Here is a 20,805-nt window from a genome sequence, read left to right as displayed (position 1 = left end):
CGGGGCGGCACTTATTGTTGCAACGCCCCTCAGGGCAGTTGCAGTGGATAGATGGGAAGATGAAGCTCGCTCAGGGGTTTTTCAAGCTTTTGCTTGTCTCCCACCACCACAATCACCATCTCGGCCGGATCCAGCCAGCGGGCTGCACTGGCCTTCAGCGTCTCGGGTGACACCGTTTTGATCAGGTTGTTCTGGGCCTGCACATAGTCCGGCTTCAGGTCGTACATGATCATCTGCAGCAGGAAGCCAGCCTTCTGCCCCAGGGTCTCGTAGGAGAGCGCATCCTGCTGGGAGACGGCGCTGCGCATATAGGCCAGCTCCACCGGGGTCGGCCCGCTCTTGCGGTAGCCGTCCATCTCCTTGAGGAACTGGCGGATGGCATCCACGGTCGCATCGGTGCGCACATTGGCGCCGGTCGCGAAGACACCCGCCTCGCGGTTGGCCTGGAAGCCCGAGCTGGCACCATAGGTGTAGCCCTTGTCTTCCCGCAGGTTGAGGTTGATGCGGCTGTTGAAGTTGCCACCCAGGTTGAAGTTCATCAGGTTGGCGATGAAATAGTCTCCCGTGGTGTCAAACGGCATGGCGCGACGGCCGATACGGATCACCGACTGGGGGGCCCCCGGCTTGTCCACCAGATAGATGCCTGGCTTGGCCTGCTCTCCCCCGGGCTTGAGATCCCCCAGGGTCGGGGCGGCTCCCTGCCACTGGGTCAGGAAGGCGAGACCGGATTCCACCTGCTGGGCGGTCACATCACCTGTCACCACCACCTTGGCATTGGTCGGATTGTAATAGGCCTCATAGAAGCGCTTCACATCCGCCAGGGTCAGCTTCTCCACGTCCGCCAGCACCCCGTCAGAGGGTTGGCCGAGGCGATTCTGCTTGCCATAGACCAGTTCGCGGAACGCCTGACCCGCCAGCCACTCCGGCTGCTGCTCGCTCTGTTTCATGCCTTGCAGCATCTGGGTCTTGAGCCGCTCGAAGTCCGCTTCCCGCAGGCCGGGTTGCAGCAGCACTTCCCGCACCAGCGCCAGGGTTTCGGGCAGCTTGTCCGCCAGACTGCTGATGGTGATGAGGTTGTTGTACTGGGCGCTGGAGACGCTGATGCTGGCGCCGAGTTTTTGCAGCTCGTCGCTCAGCTCGGCCTCGGAGAGGCGCGTCGTCCCCTGCTCCAGCATGGCGGCGGTGAGGCTGGCCAGCCCCAGTTCTCCCTTGCCTTCGGCCCGGATGCCACCCGGCAGGGCGATCATGATGGAGACGGCCGGGATCTCGTCGCTGTGGGTGCCGATGATCTCGATCCCCTTGTCGAGCTTGCCACGCCAGATGGCGGGCACCTTGACGCTCACCGCATCGGCCGCCTTGGGCTGCACGCTGCGATCGAAGTCATCTTTCACCGGCCGCTCGGCCAGCACCTTGTCATGCTTGCTGTAATCCGGCAGCTCCCGCTTGGCGGGAGTGAAATTGGGCTTGGCGGCCTGCCAGTCGCTCTTGCCCTTGGGCACCACGCTCAGCACCACGGCAGGCTTGTTCTGGATGAACTTGTCGTAGGCAGCCTTGACGTCAGACCCCTTGACCCGGGCGATGGCATCCAGATTCTTGAACACGTAGTCGGGATCCCGGGCCAGCACCTGCCCCATGGCAAGCTGGCTGACCTTGCCCTCGATGCTGTCGAGTCCCCAGATGGCGGACGCGCGATAGCTGCTGATGGCCTTCTCCAGATCCGCGGGCTTGATGCCGCGCTGGGCGAACTCGCCGATCACCTTGTCCACCTCGCCCTTGAGGGTCTTGAGGCTGCCATCCGCCGCCGGATTGGGGTAGGCATAGACCGTCAGGGTGCAGGCCAGCTCTTCGCAGGCGTGGGAGGCACCCGCCTCGATGGCCTTGCCGGTTTTCACCAGGGACTGGTAGAGCATGGAGCTGGCAGAGCCCCCCAGCACATCGGCAAAGATGTCCAGCGCCGGCTCCTGCGGATCACCCAGGGAGACGGTCGGGTAGCTGATATACAGGAGCGGCAGATGCACCTTGTCTTCCAGCGTCACGTAGCGGGTTGCCGGCAGGGTGGCAGGCTGGGGCGTCGGTTCGGCCACGTCCGGACCGCGCGGGATGGAACCAAAGTACTGCTCAATCCAGGCCAGCGCCTGCTTGGTATCAAAGTCGCCGCCCAGGGTCAGAGTCGCATTGTTGGGGCCGTACCAGCGCAGGAAGAACTGCTTGAGGTCGTTGACGTCGACCCGGTCGAGATCCTCCACATAACCGATGGGTTGCCAGGAGTAGGGGTGGGTGCGCGGATAGAGTGCCTCCCCCACCCGCTCGCCCACCAGGCCATAAGGCTGGTTGTCGATGCGCTGGGCCCGTTCGTTCTTGACGGTGGCGCGCTGGATCTCGAACTTCTTCTGGCTCACCGCATCGAGCAGGAAGCCCATGCGATCCGCCTCCAGCCAGAGCACCTTCTCCAGCTGATTGGCCGGCACGGTTTCGTAGTAGTTGGTGCGGTCCTTGTTGGTGGTGCCGTTCATGTCACCGCCCGCCTCGTTGATGATCCGCATGTGCTCCTGATCCCCCACATGCTTGGAGCCCTGGAACATCATGTGCTCGAAGAAGTGGGCGAAACCGGACTTGCCTACCTGCTCGCGGGCCGAGCCCACGTGATAGGTGACGTCCAGATGCACCAGGGGATCGGAGTGGTCGGGGGCCAGGATCACGGTCAAACCGTTGTCCAGCTTGTACATCTGGTAGGGGATGCCGAGCTTGCCCTCTTGTTTGACCTGCTCGGACACCAGGGTCGGGGCCGCCAGCGCGGGAAGGGAGAAGCCCAGCAGCATGCTTAATGGAATGAGTTTGTTCACGGGTACCTCGTGAGTGACAAAAGGGCTAGAAGATCTGACTGGCCAGCAGAAACACCAGGGCATAACGAAGCAATTTGCCGAGCCCGATCAAGATGAGGGAGCGCCAGAAGGAGAGGCGCAGCCAACCAGCCAGCAGACAGAGACCATCGCCGACCACAGGCGTCCAGGCAAGCAGCAGACACCAGTGGCCATGACGTTTGAGCCAACCAAGGGCTTTTTGTTCCCCACGGCCTTGAAAATCTTCCGGTTTTTTCTTGTGGGTGGCGAGCCAGCCGAGCCACCAGGTGGTCATGGAGCCGAGGGTATTGCCCAACGTCGCCCAGAAAAGCAGGCTGGTCATGCTCCACTCCCCCTTGACCGCCATGGCACCCAGCAGCACTTCCGAGCTGCCGGGCAACAGGGTGGCGGAGGTGAAGGCGCTCAGAAACAGCCCTCCCAGCCCCATCCCGGTGAAGTCTATCATCCGGGCTGGCCGTCTGCGGCGGACATGCGCAGCAACAGCTTGCCGCGCACATGGCCCTGCTCGATGGCCTGATGGGCCAGCGCCCCTTCTGCCAGCGTGTATTCACCGGAGACGGTGATCTTCACCTCCCCCTGGCGAAGCAGCGTCAGCATCTGGGTCAGCTGCGTTCGATCGGGATGGACCAGCATGCCGACAACCTCGACGCCGAGCTCGGCCCCCGCGTCCTTGATCTGCTGGGCCGTGATGGTGGGGACCGTCACCAGACGGCCGCCCGGCTTGACGCAGGCCAGCACCGCCTTGCCGCTCTCGCCCCCCACCAGATCCAGCACCAGATCGAACGGACCATCGGTGATCGCTTCGGTGCACCACCCGGCCTGGTGGTAATCCACCATCCGGCTCGCCCCGAGACTATGAAGGAAGCTGTGATTGTCACCGCTTGCCGTGGCAACCACGTGGGCACCATAGGCGGCGGCAAACTGCACCGCCAGGTGGCCGACGCCACCGGCACCGGCCAGGATCAGTACCCGTTGCCCCGACTGCAGGCCACCGTGCTCCAGCAGCCCCTGCCAGGCCGTGAGACCCGCCAGCGGTAGGGCCGCTCCCTGCCTGAGGCTCACCCCATCGAGCTTGACCAGCTCCTCCTCGCGGGCCACCACGGATTCGGCATATGCACCGGCGGCGAGGGGGAAACCCACCATGCCGCACACCTGATCCCCCTCGGCCAGGGAGGTCACGCCGGACCCCACCTTTTCCACCACGCCGGAGACGTCATAACCCGGCGTCCAGGGCAGGTTGTCCTTGTTCTGGGCGGCCGCCCAGCCGAGACCGGCCCGGGTCTTGGCATCGATGGGGTTGACCCCCGCAAAGCAGATGCGCACCCGGACCTCTCCCTCCGCGGGCACCTTGTCCAGGGAAGGGTTGAGCCTGAGTACCGAGGGGTCGCCGAATGCGGTAATCTGTAGCTGCGTCATTGCACAATCCATCCTGTTGATTGATCAAGGGTCAACAGAATAACAGCGAGGACACCATGGCTCGAATGTTTCTTATTCCTCTGTTGCTGGCCCTGGGGTGGTGGGCGTTTCTGCTCTACTTCCGCATTCCGCTCAAACAGGGGGCCAAGGGCTTTTACTGGATCATCGGCATCGGCGGCGGGCTTGCCGCCTTCCTCAGCCTGATGATGGTGCTCACTCACTAGGGTTCGGGGACAAGGGGGAAGAAGAGAAGATGCTGCATGGACTGAACCATCTCACGCTGGCAACCGGCGATCTCGACAGCAGCGTTGCCTTTTATGTCGACTTGCTGGGATGTCGCCCCAGGGTGAGATGGGCACGGGGAGCCTATCTCACCCTCGGCGATCTCTGGCTCTGTCTCTCCTGCGATCCTCCCCAACCGGCCAGAGATTACAGCCATGTCGCGTTTGGCATCTCGCCTGAACAGTTTCCAGCCTTCTGCGCCCGTCTGCGCGCGGCGGGCGTCGTGGAGTGGAAGAAGAACAGCAGCGAAGGGGATTCACTCTATCTGCTGGATCCCGACGGGCACCGACTGGAAATCCATGCAGGCAACCTGGATAGCCGCCTCGCCTCTCTCAGACAGCAACCCTATGAGGGTCTTATCTGGTTCGACTGAGCCGGATTCACCCCTGCTCGGCACGAAGATGGTAGTGACGATTGCTGCCCTGCCCCAGCACGCCCAGCGCCAGCAGATGCTGGAACACCCGGTCCACCTCCTCCAGAGACAGTGACAATGCCTCTGCCACCTTGCGTTTGCTGCATTTGAGCTCGCCGCTCTCCAGCGCGCCGCGCACCTGGGCGACCACGGCTGGCTCGGGCATGGGTCTGCTGATGGCTGGCGGCTCCGGGGTCGGCGCTGCGACCCGGGCCTCGGCTTGCGCCTTCTCCCGTTGCCACATCCATTGACGGCGGAAGCGGTTCTCCTCACCGATCAGGCTGACGAAAAAGGCACCAAATGCATCGAGCAGGATAGACAGGAAGCAGACCAGCAGGAACTGCACCTGACCGATGCTCATGCCGACCCCGTCCGCCAGACTGCTCATCAGTCCCAGCATGGAGGACTGCTCCCCCAGCGGCTTGGCGTCCCGCTCCTGGCGCAGCTCGTCCTGACGCAGCCTGAGCTTGGTGTTGGCCTGCTGCAGACCGCTGACGCCGCTCGAGATACGCGCCATCTCGATGTATTTGCGGGCCGCCTCTTCGTTGAGCTGGATCTGCCGCTCTATGCTGGCTATCTGTTCGTCGAAACGGGCTATCTCCCGCTCGTGACGCGCCTGCTGGCTCAGGATGGTGTTGGTGGCGCTGTTGATGCCGCCGATACTGCCCCCGATGGAGATGGCGGCCAGCACGCTGTAGAACAGCAGCGACCAGAAGGCGCCGCCCAGATCCCGCCTCGCCTTGCACTCGCCGTACTCGTACCAGACGTAGAACTTGCCCAGCTCGAAGATGATGGCCAGCCCGCCGAACAGCCACTTCATCAGGGGGTTTTCGTCGATGGAGAGAAACAGCAGCAGGGAGAAGACGATGGAAGCCAGAATGGCCAGCCCGGTAAAACTGTAGACAGTCGTGAGGGCGAACCATCCCTTGGGGTAACGCAATGCGGCGCAAGCCTGAGTAGTCATGATGAAACGGGAAACATCTGCAGGAAAAGTTGGCTGCCGATTATAGTCGCCACTCCCCCGGAGAGAAGGGCAAATCCCCGAATTCCCGCCGATGGACGATCAGCTGCCCAGAGTGCGACCAAAACGTGCAAATCCGCAGCAGAAAAACACTACAATCGACCCCGTACCTGAAGAACATCTGCGGTTATGCTCGGGTTAAGCCCGCCGCATTACACTCATTTCCACCGAACACGACTCGAGGACATCATGAACAGAACGACGGCTTTGTTGCTCTCTCTTTTTCTGATCACTGGTAGCGCCCTGGCACAGGACGAAGGGAGCCAGACCTTCTCCGTGGATGCGCTGACCTTCAATCTGGACTGGAATGACACGCAGTTTGACTGGTCCCAGAGCAACTGCTTCGATCTCGGGAGCGGTGACACGGCCGCCGCCGACTGCAAGAGGATCAACCTCAATCTGGAGGATGAGACGCAGCGCAACCAGCCCCCCAGCACCAATCAGATCAGCACGCAACCGGATCAATGATCCCCCTGACAGGAGCCTTGATGCGATGACCCACATGACCATGACTTCCCGCGGCGCACTGCTGCTCTCCCTGCTTCTGGTTCAGGGAATGGCCTTTGCTGCCCCCCCTTCCAAACACGATGACGACATCCGGATCTCCACCGACCAGGGCCGGGTAAGCCTGGATTGGGACGACAAGGAGTACGAGTGGTGGCAGCACAACTGCCTGGATGTCAGCACCCGGACCAGCCGCATCCAGCTCAACTGCGACAACATGGATGGCAAATACCGCGACCATTACAACCGCAGCATTCACAGTGGCAACAACCCGGGTCAGGGCCATGACAAGCCCAGGAACAAGCACGGCGGCAACGGCCACCAAAAACACTGACCAGCATGCCCATGGACATGGTTGAGGGGCCTGTGGCCCCTGGAGTCATGTCCCCTACCAGTAGTTTTCCATGCTGATATTGCCGGGAGCGCGACGCAGGTTCTTGGCAAGCCCCAGCCCGAGCAGGGTCTGCTGAGTCTCTTTCACCATGGCGGGGTTGCCGCAGATCATCACTTGGCTCAACTCGGGGGAGAAGTTCAGCCCCACCCTCGCCTGCAAGCTGCCATCGACGATGGCTGCCGGGATGCGCCCTGCCATCGCCTCCGGCCAGGTCTCACGACTGACGAAGGGAACATAGCGAAAACGCTCGCCATGCTGCTCGGCAAAACTGGCGATAAGCGGCTGATAGCTGAGCTCTTCCCCTTTTCTAACCCCATGTACCAGCACCAGATGCTCGAATCGGTCGAAGACCTGTCCTTCTGCCAGCATGGCGAGGAAGGGGCCGATGGCGGTGCCGGTTGAGAGCAGCCAGAGATCCCGTCCCGGGGGAATCTCATCCAAGGTCAGAAAACCGGTGGCCTGGGACTGCACCAGCAGGCCGTCGCCCACCTGCAGGGAACCGAGAGAGGGGCTCAGTTCACCGCCGGGGATCTCCACCAGATAGAATTCGTGATAGGGCGTGCCGGGAGGATTGACGAAGGAATAGGCACGCTGGACTCGACGCTCGCCCTGCTCCAGGGCCAGCTTGGTGAATTGACCCGCCTTGTAGGGGGCAAGTTCCGCCTCCACACGCAGGGAGAGCAGGGTGGGTGTCCACTCGATGCGCTCGATGACCCGACCTTCAACCCAGGCAGCCATAAAGGTTCTCCTCCAGAGGAACAGACCTTCACTTTACCCCTTGATCTGAAAATAAAAAACCCGCGCATGTGCGCGGGTTTTTCTGCAAGAGCGGAACGCTATTACAGAGCAACAACCTGGATTTGTACGGTTGCTTTGACGTCAGCGTGCAGCTGAACAACAACTTCGTACTCACCGGTGTTACGCAGAACGTTGCCCATGCGGACTTCGCTCTTGGCAACGGCTACGCCGGCAGCAGTGATGGCTTCAGCCACGTCACGGGTACCGATGGAACCGAACAGCTTGCCTTCGTCGCCAGACTTGGAGGCGATGACAACGGCAGCCAGCTCACCCAGCTTGGCAGCGCGCTCTTCGGCAGCAGCCTTGTTGGCAGCCAGTTTGGCTTCCAGCTCAGCGCGACGAGCACCGAAGGCTTCGATGTTGGCCTTGGTGGCCATAACAGCTTTGCCTTGCGGGATCAGGTAGTTACGGGCATAACCAGCTTTTACGGAAACTTGGTCACCCAGACCGCCCAGTTTGGCGATCTTATCGAGCAGGATAACTTGCATTACCTTTCCTCTATAAATTTCGTTGAGTTAGGCGTAAGCGCCGGGCCGATTCTTACTTGTTGTGCAGATCGGTGTACGGCAGCAGAGCCAGGTAACGAGCACGCTTGATGGCGCGTGCCAGCTGACGCTGATACTTGGCGCGGGTACCGGTGATACGGCTCGGTACGATCTTGCCAGATTCAGTGACGTAGTTTTTCAGAGTAACGATATCTTTGTAGTCGATCTCGGTAACGTTCTCGGCGGTGAAGCGGCAGAACTTACGACGACGGAAATAACGTGCCATGGCCTTTATCCTCTAATGCGGTGATCTAAGAATTACTCTTCAGAAGACGCTTCAACAGCATCTTCGCGACGCTCGTCGTCACGACGGGTGAAGCGCTCTTCCTTGGCCTTGGCCATCGGAGAAACTTCAGTCACGGCGTGCTTGGTGCGCATGATCATGTTGCGGATAACGGCATCGTTGAAGCGGAAGTTGGTTTCCAGCTCATCGATAACGGCCTGTTCAGCTTCTACGTTCATCAGAACGTAGTGAGCCTTGTGCAGCTTGTCGATCGGGTAAGCCAGTTGACGACGGCCCCAATCTTCCAGGCGATGAATGGTACCACCAGCGGTGGTGATAGCGCCGGTGTAACGCTCGATCATGCCAGGTACTTGCTCGCTCTGGTCCGGATGAACCATGAAGACGATTTCGTAATGACGCATTTTAGCTCCTTACGGATTAATTCAGCCTCCGCCCAGGTGCAGCCAGACCTCGGAGGCAAGGAACATAGTGATGTTTAGACGCTGCTTTCTAGGGCGGCGTATTGTACGAAATCACCTCTCCCACTGCAACTGGCGAAGCAAGATGTTTTTCTCGATGAGCCCGATACAAAACTTTAATTGATAACAATTATCATTTAGATCCATACTCTCCTCATATCCCCACGGAGGATGACAGTATGCAACCTGCGCTCACCACGGCCATCCCGGCCCGCAAATTCAAGCTGACCCTGCTCGGCCCCGCCTTCATCGCCGCCATCGGTTATATCGACCCGGGCAATTTTGCGACCAACATCCAGGCCGGCTCCACCTTCGGCTATCAACTGCTGTGGGTAGTGGTGTGGGCCAATCTGATGGCCATGCTGGTGCAGACCCTCTCGGCCAAGCTCGGTATCGTCACTGGCAAGAACCTGGCGGAACACATTCGTGATCGTCTGCCCAGGCCCGCAGTCTGGGCCTATTGGGTGCAGGCCGAGATCATCGCCATGGCCACCGATCTCGCCGAGTTCATCGGCGCTGCGGTCGGCTTCAAACTGCTGCTCGGCATCACCCTGTTGGAAGGGGCCTGCATCACCGCCGTGGTCACCTGGGGGATCCTGATGCTTCAATCCCGCGGCCAGAAGCCGCTGGAGTTCGTGGTGGGGGGCCTGCTGCTGTTCGTGGCCGCCGCCTACATCGTCGAGCTGATCTTCTCGCGCCCCCACCTGCCGAGTCTGCTGGAAGGGGCACTCTTCCCCGGCCTCCCCAATGGTGATGCTATCTATCTTGCCGCCGGCGTGCTTGGTGCCACCGTGATGCCCCATGTCATCTATCTCCACTCGGCCCTGACCCAGCACACCCAGGAGCAGGGCACGGTGACCCAGCGACTGCACAGCACCCGGGTCGACGTGGCCATCGCCATGACCATCGCCGGCTTCGTCAACCTGGCCATGATGGCCATGGCGGCTGCCGCCTTCCACAGCTCCGGCAATCAGCAGGTGGCCGAGCTGGAAACGGCCTACCAGACCCTCACGCCCCTGCTGGGCCCGGCAGCCGCCACCCTGTTCGGCCTCTCCCTGGTCGCCTCCGGCATCTCCTCCACCGTGGTGGGAACGCTGGCGGGGCAAGTGGTGATGCAGGGCTTCGTGCGCTTCACCATTTCGCTCTGGCTGCGCCGAGCCATCACCATGGCTCCCGCCTTCGTGGTGATCGCCATGGGCCTCAACACCACGGAAATTCTGGTACTGAGCCAGGTAGTGCTGAGCTTCGGCATCGCCCTCGCTCTTATTCCGCTGCTGATCCTGACCGGTGATCGCGCCCTGATGGGGGCACATCGCAATCACCCCGTCACCCAAGCCGTGGGGCGCCTCATCGTCGCCCTGGTGATCGGCCTCAATGCCTATCTGCTGGTCACCACCCTCTAACGCCATCTTGAGGCTCATTGACCCGGGTTGATGAGCCTCTTCGCACTTTCGCGTATGCTGCCCCTTTCCCTTCTCATCATCTCGTTGCGGGAGCCCTGCCATGGAACATACCCGAGCCAGCTTCGTTCTGGGCCACCATCAGGAACAGGCCAGCGTCGTCTGTTGCAAACAGGGGGATCCGACCCTGCTGGTCACCGACCTCACCCCCTTTCATCCCCAGAGCCACCTCTGGCCCGATCAACCCGGTGACGTGGGCACAGTGCGCTGGGAAGGGGGGGAAGCGGCCGTGGGCCCCTGCCGCATGGGCGCCATCAGTCCCGAGGGCGAGCTGTTCGTGGATACGGAGATTCCGGTCAAGCGGGGGGCGGATGGGTGGGCTTTCGTGGTGGTGCATCCCCTCGCCGGTTCCCATCACCTTGCCATTGGCTCGCCTGTGGAACTGACAGTGGATGCCGAGGCTCGCCATGCCCTGAGCCTGGGCCACAGCGCCTGCCACCTGGTGGCACTGGCCCTCAATCGGGCGCTCACGCCCTATTGGCGAAAGGAGACAAGCGAGCTGGACGCTCTCGGGCAGCCGGATTTCGACCGCCTCGCCATCCAGCACTCCCGGGTCGAGCCCAGAGGATCAAAGGAGCAGTACCGGATCGGCAAGAGCCTTCGAAAAAAGGGAATCAACAGCGAGGCACTGCTGGCCGACCTCGACAGGATAGCGCTCCAGGTCAACGAGCAGCTGATGCGCTGGCTCAAAGAGGGAGGCGAGATCCGCCGCAGCCGGGCCGGTGAGGCCATCATCGATTCCCGCTACTGGCATGGCATGCTGGAGGGTCGGGAGATCACCATTCCCTGTGGCGGCACCCATGTGGGCAGTCTGACCGAGTTGGGCCAGGTTCAGGTGACGCTGGCCTCCAGTGAAGAGGGATTTACCCTCACCACCCGGGTCACTCCCTGAACCACCCCAGCCCTCCTGATGCCGCACCGCCCTGACCGGGGCGGTGCCCCGACAGAGAGGCCCGCAGGCAGATCAGCGCGGCGGTATCTCACCCCGGACTGACGACCACATGACCACGGGGTAGCAAAAAACCATGAGATGCACCACGGATGAGGGGCCACTTGCCCCTTTCCTGGCGCCTGACGATGTCAGGCAGGCTCCCTTCGCATCCCCATGTGAGGGATGTCATCTTCCAGATACCCTTCCCCTTCGGCCACGAAACCATGCTGGCCGTAAAAACCTTGCAGGTGGGCCTGTGCACCGAGCCAGATGCTGTGTGCAGGCCAGCGTGCCTCGCACTCTCTGACCGCTTGCGCCAGCAGGCGGTGACCCAGTCCGCCCCCCCGCGACGTGGGAGAGGTGACCACGCGGCCGATGGCGGCGCCGCTGTCATCACCAATGCCGGGTGCCATGATGCGGGCATAGGCCGCCAGGTGATCCCCCTCACGACCGAGCAGATGCAGCACACCGTCACGGCGATCCAGCCCGTCCAGATCCTGGAAGGGACAGGTCTGCTCCACCACGAACACCTCGGCGCGCAGGGCAAGCAGCTCATACAATTCATCCGTGGTCAGCTCGGACCAGGATTTCATACTCCAGTTCATGAATGACTCCTGTTTAATGGGGTCTGACAGCATAATCTTGCTCCCGACGAGGGGCATTAACCTTGGTTAAGTTGCCCCCCTTCTCATCCAATGCGGACATGGCCGGCAAAGAGCCGATCTCTGCCCAGGTTCATCGGCAACCCCTTCTGGCTCAACCCTGATCGCGCGTTTTCAGCCGCCTGCGGATGCGGCTCAGGCTGATGGGGGTGATCCCCAGATAGGCGGCAATCTGGTGATCCGGAACCCTGGCATCCAGCGCGGGGAAGCTTCGCAGAAAATGCTGATAGCACGCCTCTGGGCCCCCGGTCAGCAGCAACAGCTCTTTCTCCTCCTTGATGCGCAGTTGCACTTCAAGGAGATGGTGATACCAGGCGGGCCAGCAAGGGAGTCGGCGCAGATCCGCCAGCGGAAGAAGCTGCAGCCGGCAAGGCTCCAGCGCCTCCACGCTGTAGCGTGCGGGCTCACCACTGAGCAGGTGGTGGAAGTCGATAAACTCGTCCCCCTCCCAATAGAACTCCTTGATGTACTCGCGGCCATCCGCCAGCACCACCTTGGCCCGCAGCAACCCCTCCTCCACCCTGACCAGCAGCGCCGGACTGTCACCGGCATGCCAGAGGCAGGTGCGAGGGGGCAAGGTCAGGGAGCGGACAAAAGAGAGGAGGCGCTCGGCCTCCTGCTCATCTGCAACCCGTTCCCAGACAAAGGGGGTCTGTCGGTCATCGTCTTGTCAGACGCGGCGCTGGCGCACGGCTTCGAACAGGCAGACACCGCTCGCCACCGAGACGTTGAGGCTGGATACCGCCCCCGCCATGGGGATGCTCACCAGCTCGTCGCAGTGCTCGCGGGTCAGACGGCGCATCCCCTTGCCTTCGGCCCCCATCACCAGCGCCATGGGGCCGGTGAGTTTGGCCTGATAAAGATCGTGATCCGCCTCGCCGGCGGTGCCGACGATCCAGACGCCGCGCTCCTGCAGCTCGCGCAGGCTGCGGGCCAGGTTGGTGACCTGGATGAGCGGCACCACTTCGGCGGCGCCACAGGCGACCTTGCGCACCACGGACGTGAGGCCTGTGGCCTTGTCCCGCGGCACGATCACCGCATGCACCCCGGCCGCATCGGCACTGCGCAGACAGGCGCCGAGATTGTGCGGATCGGTCACCCCGTCCAGTACCAGCAGGAAAGGCGCTGTCTCTTGCGCCGCCAGATCGTCCAGCAGGCTGGCCAGGTCGTGCTCGGCCAGCTTGGGCGCTTCAATCACCTTGGCCATGATGCCCTGGTGATTGTTGCCTTCCGCCTTGTCATCCAGCGTCTTGCGGTTCACGCTCTGCACCCTGATACCGAGGGACTCCAGCTCGGCCAGCAGGGGATGCAGCCGCTCGTCATCGCGGCCCTTGAGAGCCCACACCTCGATGAAGCGCTCGGGGGTGCGCTCCAGCAGCGCGGAGACGGCGTGAATGCCGTAGATCAGTTCAGTACTCATTTAGTGCTCTTGGCCTTGTCGCGAGCCTTTTTGCTCGGTCGTCTGTTGCTGGGCTTGGCACGGCCACCCTTGTCGGATTTACCGCTCTCCTTGCCCTCTTTGCGTTTCTCGTGGCGCTGGGCGCTCTTGGCCTTCTCTTTCTTGATCTCGGCCTGCTTGCGCGCCATCTCCTTGGCGTTCTTGCCGGTGGCCTTGAGGGGCTCTTCCACCATCACGAAGTCGATCTTGCGATCGTCCAGGTTCACGCCCATCACCTTGACCCGCACCTTGTCACCTAAACGGTAGCGACGGCGGAAGTTCTCGCCGATCAGCTGCTGGTGCAGGGGGTCGAACTGGTAGTAGTCGTTGGTGAGGGTGCTGACGTGCACCAGACCGTCGATGTGGATCTCCGCCAGACGCACGAAGAAGCCAAAACCGGTGACGCTGGCGATGACGCCGTCAAACTCGTCACCCACGTGATCCAGCATGTACTCGCACTTGAGCCAGTCTGCCACGTCGCGGGTGGCGTCATCGGCACGGCGCTCCGTCATGGAGCAGTGCTCGCCCATGGGGTCCACTTCTTCCAGCTGGTAGTGGTAGCCACCGCTCGGGGTCCACTTGTGGCGCAGGTTGCCCTGCTGCTCCTTGGCGGTCTGGTACTTGATCGCCCGGTGCAGGATGAGATCCGGGTAGCGACGGATCGGCGAGGTGAAGTGCGCGTAGGACTTCAGGGCCAAGCCGAAGTGACCGATGTTGTCGGCCTGATAGATGGCCTGACGCATGGAGCGCAGCAGCATGGTGGAGAGCAATTCCGCATCCGGGCGCCCTTCGAATTTGGCGGCCAGGTCGGCAAAGTCCTTCGGCTCGGGCTCCAGGCCCCCCTTGAGCTCCAGACCCAGTTCGGCCAGGAAGTCACGGAAACCGGTGAGACGCTCCTCGCCCGGGCGGTCGTGCACCCGGAACAGGGCGGCGGCCTCGTTCTTCTCGATGTAGCGGGCGGCCGCCACGTTCGCCTGGATCATGCACTCTTCGATGATCTTGTGGGCGTCATTGCGCACCAGCGGTACGATACGGTCGATCTTGCGCTGGGCGTTGAAGATGAAGCGGGTCTCCTCGCTCTCGAACTCCACCGCACCGCGTTGATGACGGGCATGCTTGAGCGCCTTGTAGAGGTTGCTCAGCTCCTCGATGTGGCCCACCAGCGGATCATACTGCTGACGCAGCTTGGGATCCCCGTCCAGGATCGCCGCTACCTTGGTGTAGGTCAGGCGAGCGTGGGAGTTCATTACCGCTTCGTAGAACTTGTAGCCGGACATGCGGCCGGCGGCGGAGATGGTCATCTCGCACACCATGCAGAGCCGGTCGACCTGCGGGTTCAGGGAACACAGACCGTTGGAGAGCACCTCCGGCAGCATGGGCACCACGAACTCGGGGAAGTAGACCGAGTTGCCGCGCTGATAGGCTTCGGTGTCGAGGGCCGTGCCCGGTTTCACATAAGCCGAAACGTCCGCGATGGCGACCCACAGGCGCCAGCCACCACCGCGCTTGGCTTCACAGAAGACGGCGTCATCAAAGTCGCGGGCGTCTTCCCCGTCGATGGTCACCAGCGGCAGGGCGCGCAGATCGATGCGACCCTCTTTGGCCTTCTCAGGCACCTGCTCACCGAGACCGGCGACCTCCTTGGTCACCTCTTCCGGCCAGGTGTGCGGAATGCCGTGGGTACGCAGGGCGATCTCGATCTCCATGCCGGGAGCCATGTTCTCACCCAGGACTTCCAAGACGGTACCGACCGCATTGAAGCGGGCAGTGGCGCGCTGGTTGATGCGCACGACTACGACCTGGCTCTGGCGAGCCCCCTTGTTCTCCCCTTCCGGGATGATGATGTCCTGGCCGATGCGGCTGTCATCGGGTACCACGAAACCGACGCCGTTCTCGACGAAGTAACGACCGACGATGTCCGCCTCGCGGGATTTGAGCAGGCGCACCAGACGCGCTTCTTGACGACCCTTGCGATCGATCTCGGTCGGCTGCACCAGGGCATAGTCGCCATGCATCAGACGCTGCATCTCACGGTTGTTCAGGAAGAGATCCGCTCCACCACCCTCGGGGCGCAGAAAACCGAATCCATCTTTGTGGCCAAGCACATAGCCTTTGACCAGATTCAGGCGATCCGGCAGGGCGTAACATTGGTTGCGGGTGAACACGAGCTGCCCGTCGCGCTCCATGGCGCGCAGGCGACGTCGCAAGGCTTCCAACGGCTCTTCATCGGTCAGCTTGAGGACCTTGGCCAGCTCTTCCCGGGACATGGGTTTCTCATGGCCCTTGATGAGCTCCAGCAGCATCTCGCGACTGGCGATGGGGTTTTCGTATTTTTCGGCCTCGCGTTGGAGGAAAGGATCTTTTTGAGACATAAGCAGGCCTTAGGGTAGGTAATAACGCAGACATTATATCGGAGGGGGGAGCTAATGGCATCCATCGACTGCCTTTTGGCCATTCTCTCTGTCATACTGGACACAGTTTGCAGGTATGTGAGACTCGGAACTCATGAGCAAGGACTCGTTCGCCCAATCTGCCGCCTATTTGAAACAGGCGGTTCCCCTGATGATCAAGTATCAAATTCCCACCACGCCGAACAACTATCACCTTTGGTACAGCTACGTCTCCGGCGACATGCCCGAACTCAACCATGCCGTCGATCAGGCGATAAAGCAGCAGGGAACCTTCTCCCTGACCACCTGCGAGCGTCTCTACCACCAGCACCTTGCGGCCCAGGACGAGCAGCAGATGGAGGCGATGAAACTCAACCTGGCGGCCATGGCCAGCGAGCTGAGTCACTCGATGCAGGATGCCATCTCCGATACCGGGCTGTTTCAGGAGATGCTCGACAAGAGTTTCGACAAGCTGAGCAAGATAGACGACGAGGGGCTCAGCCTGGAAGACACCATGGGGATCCTGCGGGATCTCGTGCGCGAGTCACGTGACGTACGCATGTCCACCCTCCACTTTCGCAACCAGCTCAGCAGCGCCGAGAAAGAGATAAAGGAGCTGAAACAGGCCCTGAACGAGACGAGAAAGCTGGCCACCGAGGACCCGCTCACGTCTCTGCTCAATCGACGCGCCTTCGATCTCGAGATGGACAGCCTCATTCGCAGCAAGCAGCCCTTCTCGCTGATCCTGACCGATATCGATCGCTTCAAGAACTTCAACGACGAATACGGACATCTGCTGGGGGACCAGGTGCTGCGCATCGTCGGCAAGCGGCTGCGAGAGGCCAGCAAGGAGGGCATAACCGCCTATCGCCTGGGGGGTGAGGAGTTTGCCCTCTTGGTGCCAAACCGCGCCCTGGCGCTGACCCGCCAGATGGCCGAGAGCCTGCGTCGCGTCATCGAGCGGATGTCGATTCTGGATCGCAAATCCGGGCGACGCATCGATCACATCACCGCCTCGTTCGGCGTGGGGGAATACATCCCCCAGGAGACGGCAGACACCCTGATCGAGCGTACCGACAAGCTGCTCTACAAGGCCAAGGAGCTGGGACGCAATCGGGTGATGCCACTGCCCTCATGATCCCACCAGATGCAAAAAGGCCGGTCATTGACCGGCCTTTTTCATGCTTCCCTTCTCGGGATCAGAGGCTTTTCAGCTTCTCTTCCGGCAGGGCCAGCTCGTCATTGTGGTTGACACCGATACCGCGCTCCAGCACATGTCGGGCGATGGCATGGGCCTCTTCCAGCGAATGCATGCTGTAAGTACCGCACTGGTATTCGTTCAGCTCGGGGATCTTGCCCTGATCCTGCACGGTCAGCACGTCGCTCATGGCGGCCTGCCAGGCAGCGCCAACACGGGCTTCATCCGGCGCACCGATCAGGCTCATGTAGAAGCCGGTGCGGCAACCCATGGGAGAGATGTCGATGATCTCCACCCCATTCCCATTGAGATGGTCACGCATGAAGCCGGCAAACAGATGCTCCAGGGTATGGATGCCGCGCTCGGAGAGGATCTCCTCGTTCGGCACGCAGAAACGCAGGTCGAACACGGTGATGGTGTCCTTGTTCGGGGTCTGCATGGTCTTCGCCACTCGCACTGCCGGGGCGGCCATGCGGGTATGGTCGACGGTAAAACTGTCCAATAACGGCATTTCTGACTCCTGATTTGGTTACCAGAACCAGCCCCCGCTGGAGAGCTGATCCTTGCATTGTCGATACTGGGCACCGTAGCGCTGGGCACGGGCCTCCACCTTGCGGGAGACCTTCAGCAGCCATCCCTTGCTGCGGTAGCTGCCACGTCGGTAGCCCCCCCAGCCTTCGTGATAATTGAGATACTGGCCATAGGCATCCCACTTGGATGTGCCGTTGAGCCGCTGTGCCTTGTGAGTGTACCAGCCCATGAAATCGATGGCGTCGGCAAAGTCGTCGCGATCGCTCCAGCCGTTGCCGGTTTCCCGCTGATAGTCGGCCCAGGTTTCGTCTTTCACCTGGGCATAGCCGTAGGCTGAACTGGCCCGCCCGGTGGGGATGAAGAGGAAATACTGCATCGGCGGCTGGGCATCATGCACGAAGGAGGACTCCTGGTACATCATGGCCATCACTACCTGGACAGGTGTCCCCCACTTCTCGTTCATCTTGAGCGCCGCCTCGTGCCACTCGGGTTTCTCCCGAAAGATCTGGCACAGGTTTTCCGGCTGGGCCGGCGGCCGGGTACTGCACGCGGTGAGCGCCATCAGGCACGCCGCCACGACCCCGATACGGTACAACGACATCAGAACGACAGACTCTTGCTGTTCATCACAGGGCACATCCACCACATCAGATCGCGTCTTCGTTCTCTTCACCAGTACGAATACGAATGACGCGCTCCACCTCGCAGACGAAGATCTTGCCATCACCGATCTTGCCGGTACGCGCTGTGTTCTGGATGGCTTCCAGGCAGGCATCGAGATCCTCGTCCTGCACAACCAGCTCCACCTTGACCTTGGGCAGGAAGTCGACCATGTACTCGGCACCGCGATAGAGCTCGGTATGGCCCTTCTGGCGGCCGAACCCCTTGACCTCGGACACTGTCATGCCGTTGATGCCGATCTCGGCCAGGGCCTCGCGTACATCGTCCAGCTTGAACGGTTTGATGATGGCTTCAATCTTCTTCATGGTGACTCCTTACCAGTTCTGTTTGCCGAACCCGGACGTGATGGGATAGCGGCGGTCCTTACCAAAGTTGCGAGCCGTGATGCGGGGGCCGACGGCGGCCTGACGGCGCTTGTATTCGTTGAGATCCACCAGGCGGATCACCTTGCGTACCACCGCCTCTTCGAAACCTTCCGCCACCATGTCGGCGACAGACGCATCCTCTTCCACGTAGCGCTTGAGGATGGCATCCAGGATGTCATAGGGGGGCAGGCTGTCCTGGTCCACCTGATCCGGTGCCAGCTCTGCCGACGGGGGACGATCGATGACCCGCTGCGGGATCACGTACTCCACGCTGTTGCGATATTCGCACAGCTTGAAGACCAGGGTCTTGGGGACATCCTTGAGCACATCAAAGCCACCCGCCATGTCGCCATACAGCGTGGCGTATCCCACAGCCATCTCGCTCTTGTTGCCAGTGGTCAGCACGATACGGCGGCGCTTGTTGGACAGCGCCATCAAGAGCACACCGCGGCAGCGGGCCTGCAGGTTCTCTTCGGTGGTGTCGCGGGCGGTGCCTTCAAACAGAGGTGCCAGCTGGGTCATGAAGCCTTCGAACATGGGTTCGATGGAGATGATGTTGAACTCCACCCCCATCCGCTCGGCCTGCTCCTTGGCATCCTCCACGCTCATCTGGGCGGTGTAGCGGAACGGCATCATCACCGCCTGCACCTTGTCCGCCCCGATGGCGTCGGCCGCAATGGCCAGGGTCAGCGCCGAGTCGATACCGCCGGAGAGGCCCAGCACGGCGCCCTGAAAACCGTTCTTGGTGACATAGTCGCGCACCGCCAGCACCAGGGCCTGATAGGTCTCGGCCAACGGCTCCAGCGGCGCGGCGGGTTCCCGCTCCTTCACCGGCTGACCATCGGCAAAGCGCACCAGCGCCAGCTCTTCGGCAAAGGGGGCAAGCTTGTGGGTCAGCTCGCCCTGGCTGTTGAACACTTTGGAGCAGCCGTCGAAGATCAGCTCGTCCTGGCCGCATACCTGGTTGAGGTAGATGAGCGGTAGGCCGGTCTGATCGCAGCGTTCCGCCATCAGTTCGCGGCGGATCCAGGGTTTTTCCTGATCATAAGGAGAGGCATTGATGGTGAGCAGCAGCTCGGCCCCCGCCGCCTTGGCGGCCAGCGCCGGACCCGGCTGCCAGAGATCTTCGCAGATGAGCAAACCCAGCTGATGGCCACGGAACGGCACCACACAGGTATCGGTCGCCGCAGTGAAGTAGCGCTTCTCGTCGAACACCCCGTAGTTGGGCAAGTCCTGTTTGAAATAACGTGCCCGCAGTTGACCGCGCTCATAGAGAGAGGCCGTATTGTAAAGCGCCCCCTCTTCGCGCCAGGGATGGCCCACCAGAATGGCACATTGTCCCTGCCATGCCGCGATGCGGGACAGAGCGGCCTCGACCCGGATCATCAGGTCGGCGCGCAACAGCAGATCCTCAGGCGGGTATCCTGTCAAGGCCAGCTCGGAGCAAACCAGCAGATCGGCCCCTTGCTGATCGGCCAGGGCTGCTGCTGCCAGTAACTTGTCACAGTTATCTTCGATGGCGCCTACCGTCAGATTTAACTGGGCAAGCATCAGATAGAGGGCTTTTGCCATGGCGATGCATCTTGAATTCGAAAATGATGGGGAATGATAAAGAAAAGGCGCTGGCTGTGCCAGCTCAACACTTGGGCTTTGCGCTGGTGTTCTGGCTGTCTGGAGATAAGATGTAACTAATCGAGGGAGATATTGCCATGATCAAGGACGAGAAAGGATTCACCCTGCTGGAACTGATGATCGCCGTCAGTCTGGGGGTCATCTTGCTTGGTATTGGTGCACCGGCCATGTCGAGCCTGCTCAATGAGAATGCCTTGAAATTTGAATCTCGCACACTCTTGAAATATCTGCGTTTTGCTCGTAGCCAAGCCATCGACAACCAGCAATCTGTCACTGTGTGCCTTGCCAATGCCAGTGACAATTGTGTCACCGCCAATCCGACCCAATTCCTCGTGTTCGTCGACGGTAATGGCAATGACATTTTCAATAACGGTGAGCAGATTCTGGCAAGAAGCCCTCAGCTATCTGACTCGCTGACTGCTGCAAACAATCGAACTTCCACTACCTTCAGCCCTGATGGCACCAGCTTGGGTACCAATGCCACCATCACGCTGTGTCGTTCAGGAAATGCCCAGATAAATCTGGTCATCTCTCCCTCCGGCCGCACCACCCAATCTACCCAGGCAAATATCTGCCTCTGAA

23 protein-coding genes and 1 pseudogene are annotated in these 20,805 nt (G+C 61.2%); 8 read left to right on the top strand and 16 right to left on the bottom strand.

Annotated elements, in window-relative coordinates; all coding sequences use genetic code 11:
* Positions 1 to 29: 29 nt before the first annotated feature.
* Genes AB5Y54_RS15725 through AB5Y54_RS15715 form a run of 3 tightly spaced genes read right to left on the bottom strand, consistent with a single transcriptional unit; the run spans position 30 to position 4,277 of the window.
* Positions 30 to 2,843 (bottom strand): M16 family metallopeptidase, encoded by a 2,814-nt coding sequence (locus tag AB5Y54_RS15725; RefSeq protein ID WP_368154002.1) that lies wholly within the window; start codon positions 2,841 to 2,843, stop codon positions 30 to 32.
* 25 nt (positions 2,844 to 2,868) lie between these two features.
* A complete protein-coding gene (locus tag AB5Y54_RS15720; RefSeq protein WP_029313803.1) occupies positions 2,869 to 3,306 on the bottom strand; it encodes a YqaA family protein in 438 nt (145 codons plus the stop codon).
* The gene (locus tag AB5Y54_RS15715) at positions 3,303 to 4,277 is read right to left on the bottom strand and encodes an NADP-dependent oxidoreductase (protein WP_181824806.1); all 975 of its coding nucleotides are present in this window, start codon (positions 4,275 to 4,277) and stop codon (positions 3,303 to 3,305) included. The genes AB5Y54_RS15720 and AB5Y54_RS15715 overlap by 4 nt, the downstream gene beginning before the upstream one ends.
* Before the next feature lie 56 nt (positions 4,278 to 4,333).
* Here AB5Y54_RS15715 and AB5Y54_RS15710 point away from each other — a divergent pair, with 56 nt between their 5' ends.
* Positions 4,334 to 4,501 carry a hypothetical protein gene (locus AB5Y54_RS15710; protein WP_005308905.1) on the top strand — a complete coding sequence of 56 codons (168 nt, stop codon included), beginning with the start codon at positions 4,334 to 4,336 and terminating at the stop codon, positions 4,499 to 4,501.
* Between the two features lie 29 nt (positions 4,502 to 4,530).
* Positions 4,531 to 4,932, top strand: a complete 402-nt coding sequence (gene fos / locus AB5Y54_RS15705; protein ID WP_039040005.1) for a fosfomycin resistance glutathione transferase — start codon at positions 4,531 to 4,533, stop codon at positions 4,930 to 4,932.
* A gap of 7 nt (positions 4,933 to 4,939) precedes the next feature.
* On the opposite strand, the gene AB5Y54_RS15700 is transcribed toward fos, so the two are convergent.
* Positions 4,940 to 5,935 carry a Preprotein translocase subunit SecY gene (locus AB5Y54_RS15700; RefSeq protein ID WP_114522720.1) on the bottom strand — a complete coding sequence of 332 codons (996 nt, stop codon included), beginning with the start codon at positions 5,933 to 5,935 and terminating at the stop codon, positions 4,940 to 4,942.
* 246 nt (positions 5,936 to 6,181) lie between these two features.
* Here AB5Y54_RS15700 and AB5Y54_RS15695 point away from each other — a divergent pair, with 246 nt between their 5' ends.
* Entirely contained in the window at positions 6,182 to 6,460 is a 279-nt protein-coding gene (locus tag AB5Y54_RS15695; protein ID WP_050485177.1) for a hypothetical protein, read from the top strand.
* Positions 6,461 to 6,485: 25 nt separating this feature from the next.
* Complete coding sequence (locus tag AB5Y54_RS15690; protein WP_010673122.1) at positions 6,486 to 6,830, top strand: hypothetical protein; 345 nt, start codon at positions 6,486 to 6,488, stop codon at positions 6,828 to 6,830.
* Positions 6,831 to 6,884: 54 nt separating this feature from the next.
* On the opposite strand, the gene AB5Y54_RS15685 is transcribed toward AB5Y54_RS15690, so the two are convergent.
* The 4 genes from AB5Y54_RS15685 to rpsF form a co-directional block, all read right to left on the bottom strand.
* Positions 6,885 to 7,628, bottom strand: a complete 744-nt coding sequence (locus tag AB5Y54_RS15685; protein WP_052814586.1) for a ferredoxin--NADP reductase — start codon at positions 7,626 to 7,628, stop codon at positions 6,885 to 6,887.
* A gap of 101 nt (positions 7,629 to 7,729) precedes the next feature.
* Positions 7,730 to 8,176, bottom strand: coding sequence for a 50S ribosomal protein L9 (rplI, locus tag AB5Y54_RS15680; protein WP_010673120.1), 447 nt, complete (start codon positions 8,174 to 8,176; stop codon positions 7,730 to 7,732).
* 52 nt (positions 8,177 to 8,228) lie between these two features.
* Positions 8,229 to 8,459 carry a 30S ribosomal protein S18 gene (rpsR, locus tag AB5Y54_RS15675; RefSeq protein WP_005313392.1) on the bottom strand — a complete coding sequence of 77 codons (231 nt, stop codon included), beginning with the start codon at positions 8,457 to 8,459 and terminating at the stop codon, positions 8,229 to 8,231.
* 32 nt (positions 8,460 to 8,491) lie between these two features.
* Positions 8,492 to 8,878 carry a 30S ribosomal protein S6 gene (gene rpsF, locus AB5Y54_RS15670; RefSeq protein ID WP_005331771.1) on the bottom strand — a complete coding sequence of 129 codons (387 nt, stop codon included), beginning with the start codon at positions 8,876 to 8,878 and terminating at the stop codon, positions 8,492 to 8,494.
* 236 nt (positions 8,879 to 9,114) lie between these two features.
* Between rpsF and AB5Y54_RS15665 the strand changes: the two genes are divergently transcribed.
* Together AB5Y54_RS15665 and AB5Y54_RS15660 are read left to right on the top strand one after the other, a co-directional pair.
* Positions 9,115 to 10,338, top strand: a complete 1,224-nt coding sequence (locus tag AB5Y54_RS15665) for an Nramp family divalent metal transporter (RefSeq protein WP_119196997.1) — start codon at positions 9,115 to 9,117, stop codon at positions 10,336 to 10,338.
* A gap of 100 nt (positions 10,339 to 10,438) precedes the next feature.
* Positions 10,439 to 11,287 carry a hypothetical protein gene (locus tag AB5Y54_RS15660; protein ID WP_102983751.1) on the top strand — a complete coding sequence of 283 codons (849 nt, stop codon included), beginning with the start codon at positions 10,439 to 10,441 and terminating at the stop codon, positions 11,285 to 11,287.
* Between the two features lie 188 nt (positions 11,288 to 11,475).
* On the opposite strand, the gene AB5Y54_RS15655 is transcribed toward AB5Y54_RS15660, so the two are convergent.
* From AB5Y54_RS15655 to rnr, 4 genes and pseudogenes are all read right to left on the bottom strand, one after another.
* A complete protein-coding gene (locus AB5Y54_RS15655; RefSeq protein ID WP_049636452.1) occupies positions 11,476 to 11,931 on the bottom strand; it encodes a GNAT family N-acetyltransferase in 456 nt (151 codons plus the stop codon).
* Between the two features lie 151 nt (positions 11,932 to 12,082).
* Positions 12,083 to 12,649: pseudogene (locus AB5Y54_RS15650) on the bottom strand (Crp/Fnr family transcriptional regulator); the annotation flags it as partial.
* Between the two features lie 9 nt (positions 12,650 to 12,658).
* Positions 12,659 to 13,408, bottom strand: coding sequence for a 23S rRNA (guanosine(2251)-2'-O)-methyltransferase RlmB (gene rlmB / locus AB5Y54_RS15645; RefSeq protein WP_010673115.1), 750 nt, complete (start codon positions 13,406 to 13,408; stop codon positions 12,659 to 12,661).
* On the bottom strand, positions 13,405 to 15,798 hold the full coding sequence (gene rnr, locus AB5Y54_RS15640) for a ribonuclease R (RefSeq protein WP_010673114.1): 2,394 nt from the start codon (positions 15,796 to 15,798) through the stop codon (positions 13,405 to 13,407). Before rnr ends, rlmB begins: the two co-directional genes overlap by 4 nt.
* A gap of 133 nt (positions 15,799 to 15,931) precedes the next feature.
* Here rnr and AB5Y54_RS15635 point away from each other — a divergent pair, with 133 nt between their 5' ends.
* Positions 15,932 to 16,954 (top strand): GGDEF domain-containing protein, encoded by a 1,023-nt coding sequence (locus AB5Y54_RS15635; RefSeq protein WP_041214487.1) that lies wholly within the window; start codon positions 15,932 to 15,934, stop codon positions 16,952 to 16,954.
* A 61-nt stretch (positions 16,955 to 17,015) separates the two neighbouring features.
* Here the strand turns inward: AB5Y54_RS15635 and luxS are convergent, their stop codons facing one another.
* From luxS to AB5Y54_RS15615, 4 genes are read right to left on the bottom strand one after another with little or no spacing between them, the layout of a single operon-like run.
* A complete protein-coding gene (gene luxS, locus AB5Y54_RS15630; protein ID WP_010673112.1) occupies positions 17,016 to 17,525 on the bottom strand; it encodes an S-ribosylhomocysteine lyase in 510 nt (169 codons plus the stop codon).
* Between the two features lie 18 nt (positions 17,526 to 17,543).
* Positions 17,544 to 18,146, bottom strand: coding sequence for a transglycosylase SLT domain-containing protein (locus AB5Y54_RS15625; protein WP_368154000.1), 603 nt, complete (start codon positions 18,144 to 18,146; stop codon positions 17,544 to 17,546).
* Positions 18,147 to 18,192: 46 nt separating this feature from the next.
* Entirely contained in the window at positions 18,193 to 18,531 is a 339-nt protein-coding gene (gene glnB, locus AB5Y54_RS15620) for a nitrogen regulatory protein P-II (protein WP_005308848.1), read from the bottom strand.
* A 9-nt stretch (positions 18,532 to 18,540) separates the two neighbouring features.
* Positions 18,541 to 20,163, bottom strand: a complete 1,623-nt coding sequence (locus AB5Y54_RS15615; protein WP_324034273.1) for an NAD+ synthase — start codon at positions 20,161 to 20,163, stop codon at positions 18,541 to 18,543.
* A 137-nt stretch (positions 20,164 to 20,300) separates the two neighbouring features.
* Between AB5Y54_RS15615 and AB5Y54_RS15610 the strand changes: the two genes are divergently transcribed.
* Entirely contained in the window at positions 20,301 to 20,804 is a 504-nt protein-coding gene (locus AB5Y54_RS15610) for a GspH/FimT family pseudopilin (RefSeq protein WP_010673109.1), read from the top strand.
* Position 20,805: the final 1 nt, after the last annotated feature.

The sequence above is a fragment of the Aeromonas sp. s9 genome (genome assembly GCF_040907765.1).
In the GTDB taxonomy this organism is placed as follows: Bacteria; Pseudomonadota; Gammaproteobacteria; order Enterobacterales; family Aeromonadaceae; genus Aeromonas; species Aeromonas caviae.
The sequence above is the reverse complement of the archived record's forward strand: the minus strand, read 5'-3'. Positions and strand labels throughout refer to the sequence as shown.

Bases quoted from the DNA above. Each gene is read 5' to 3' on its own strand.
- AB5Y54_RS15700 (WP_114522720.1), bottom strand. From the start codon at position 5,935: ATGACTACTCAGGCTTGCGCCGCATTGCGTTACCCCAAGGGATGGTTC.
- fos (WP_039040005.1), top strand. From the start codon at position 4,531: ATGCTGCATGGACTGAACCATCTCACGCTGGCAACCGGCGATCTCGAC.
- AB5Y54_RS15685 (WP_052814586.1), bottom strand. From the start codon at position 7,628: ATGGCTGCCTGGGTTGAAGGTCGGGTCATCGAGCGCATCGAGTGGACA.
- AB5Y54_RS15665 (WP_119196997.1), top strand. From the start codon at position 9,115: ATGCAACCTGCGCTCACCACGGCCATCCCGGCCCGCAAATTCAAGCTG.
- AB5Y54_RS15625 (WP_368154000.1), bottom strand. From the start codon at position 18,146: ATGTCGTTGTACCGTATCGGGGTCGTGGCGGCGTGCCTGATGGCGCTC.
- AB5Y54_RS15715 (WP_181824806.1), bottom strand. From the start codon at position 4,277: ATGACGCAGCTACAGATTACCGCATTCGGCGACCCCTCGGTACTCAGG.
- AB5Y54_RS15695 (WP_050485177.1), top strand. From the start codon at position 6,182: ATGAACAGAACGACGGCTTTGTTGCTCTCTCTTTTTCTGATCACTGGT.
- AB5Y54_RS15635 (WP_041214487.1), top strand. From the start codon at position 15,932: ATGAGCAAGGACTCGTTCGCCCAATCTGCCGCCTATTTGAAACAGGCG.
- rplI (WP_010673120.1), bottom strand. From the start codon at position 8,176: ATGCAAGTTATCCTGCTCGATAAGATCGCCAAACTGGGCGGTCTGGGT.
- AB5Y54_RS15660 (WP_102983751.1), top strand. From the start codon at position 10,439: ATGGAACATACCCGAGCCAGCTTCGTTCTGGGCCACCATCAGGAACAG.
- rpsF (WP_005331771.1), bottom strand. From the start codon at position 8,878: ATGCGTCATTACGAAATCGTCTTCATGGTTCATCCGGACCAGAGCGAG.
- AB5Y54_RS15720 (WP_029313803.1), bottom strand. From the start codon at position 3,306: ATGATAGACTTCACCGGGATGGGGCTGGGAGGGCTGTTTCTGAGCGCC.
- AB5Y54_RS15615 (WP_324034273.1), bottom strand. From the start codon at position 20,163: ATGGCAAAAGCCCTCTATCTGATGCTTGCCCAGTTAAATCTGACGGTA.
- AB5Y54_RS15690 (WP_010673122.1), top strand. From the start codon at position 6,486: ATGACCCACATGACCATGACTTCCCGCGGCGCACTGCTGCTCTCCCTG.
- AB5Y54_RS15610 (WP_010673109.1), top strand. From the start codon at position 20,301: ATGATCAAGGACGAGAAAGGATTCACCCTGCTGGAACTGATGATCGCC.
- rnr (WP_010673114.1), bottom strand. From the start codon at position 15,798: ATGTCTCAAAAAGATCCTTTCCTCCAACGCGAGGCCGAAAAATACGAA.
- glnB (WP_005308848.1), bottom strand. From the start codon at position 18,531: ATGAAGAAGATTGAAGCCATCATCAAACCGTTCAAGCTGGACGATGTA.
- rlmB (WP_010673115.1), bottom strand. From the start codon at position 13,408: ATGAGTACTGAACTGATCTACGGCATTCACGCCGTCTCCGCGCTGCTG.
- luxS (WP_010673112.1), bottom strand. From the start codon at position 17,525: ATGCCGTTATTGGACAGTTTTACCGTCGACCATACCCGCATGGCCGCC.
- AB5Y54_RS15655 (WP_049636452.1), bottom strand. From the start codon at position 11,931: ATGAACTGGAGTATGAAATCCTGGTCCGAGCTGACCACGGATGAATTG.
- AB5Y54_RS15710 (WP_005308905.1), top strand. From the start codon at position 4,334: ATGGCTCGAATGTTTCTTATTCCTCTGTTGCTGGCCCTGGGGTGGTGG.
- rpsR (WP_005313392.1), bottom strand. From the start codon at position 8,459: ATGGCACGTTATTTCCGTCGTCGTAAGTTCTGCCGCTTCACCGCCGAG.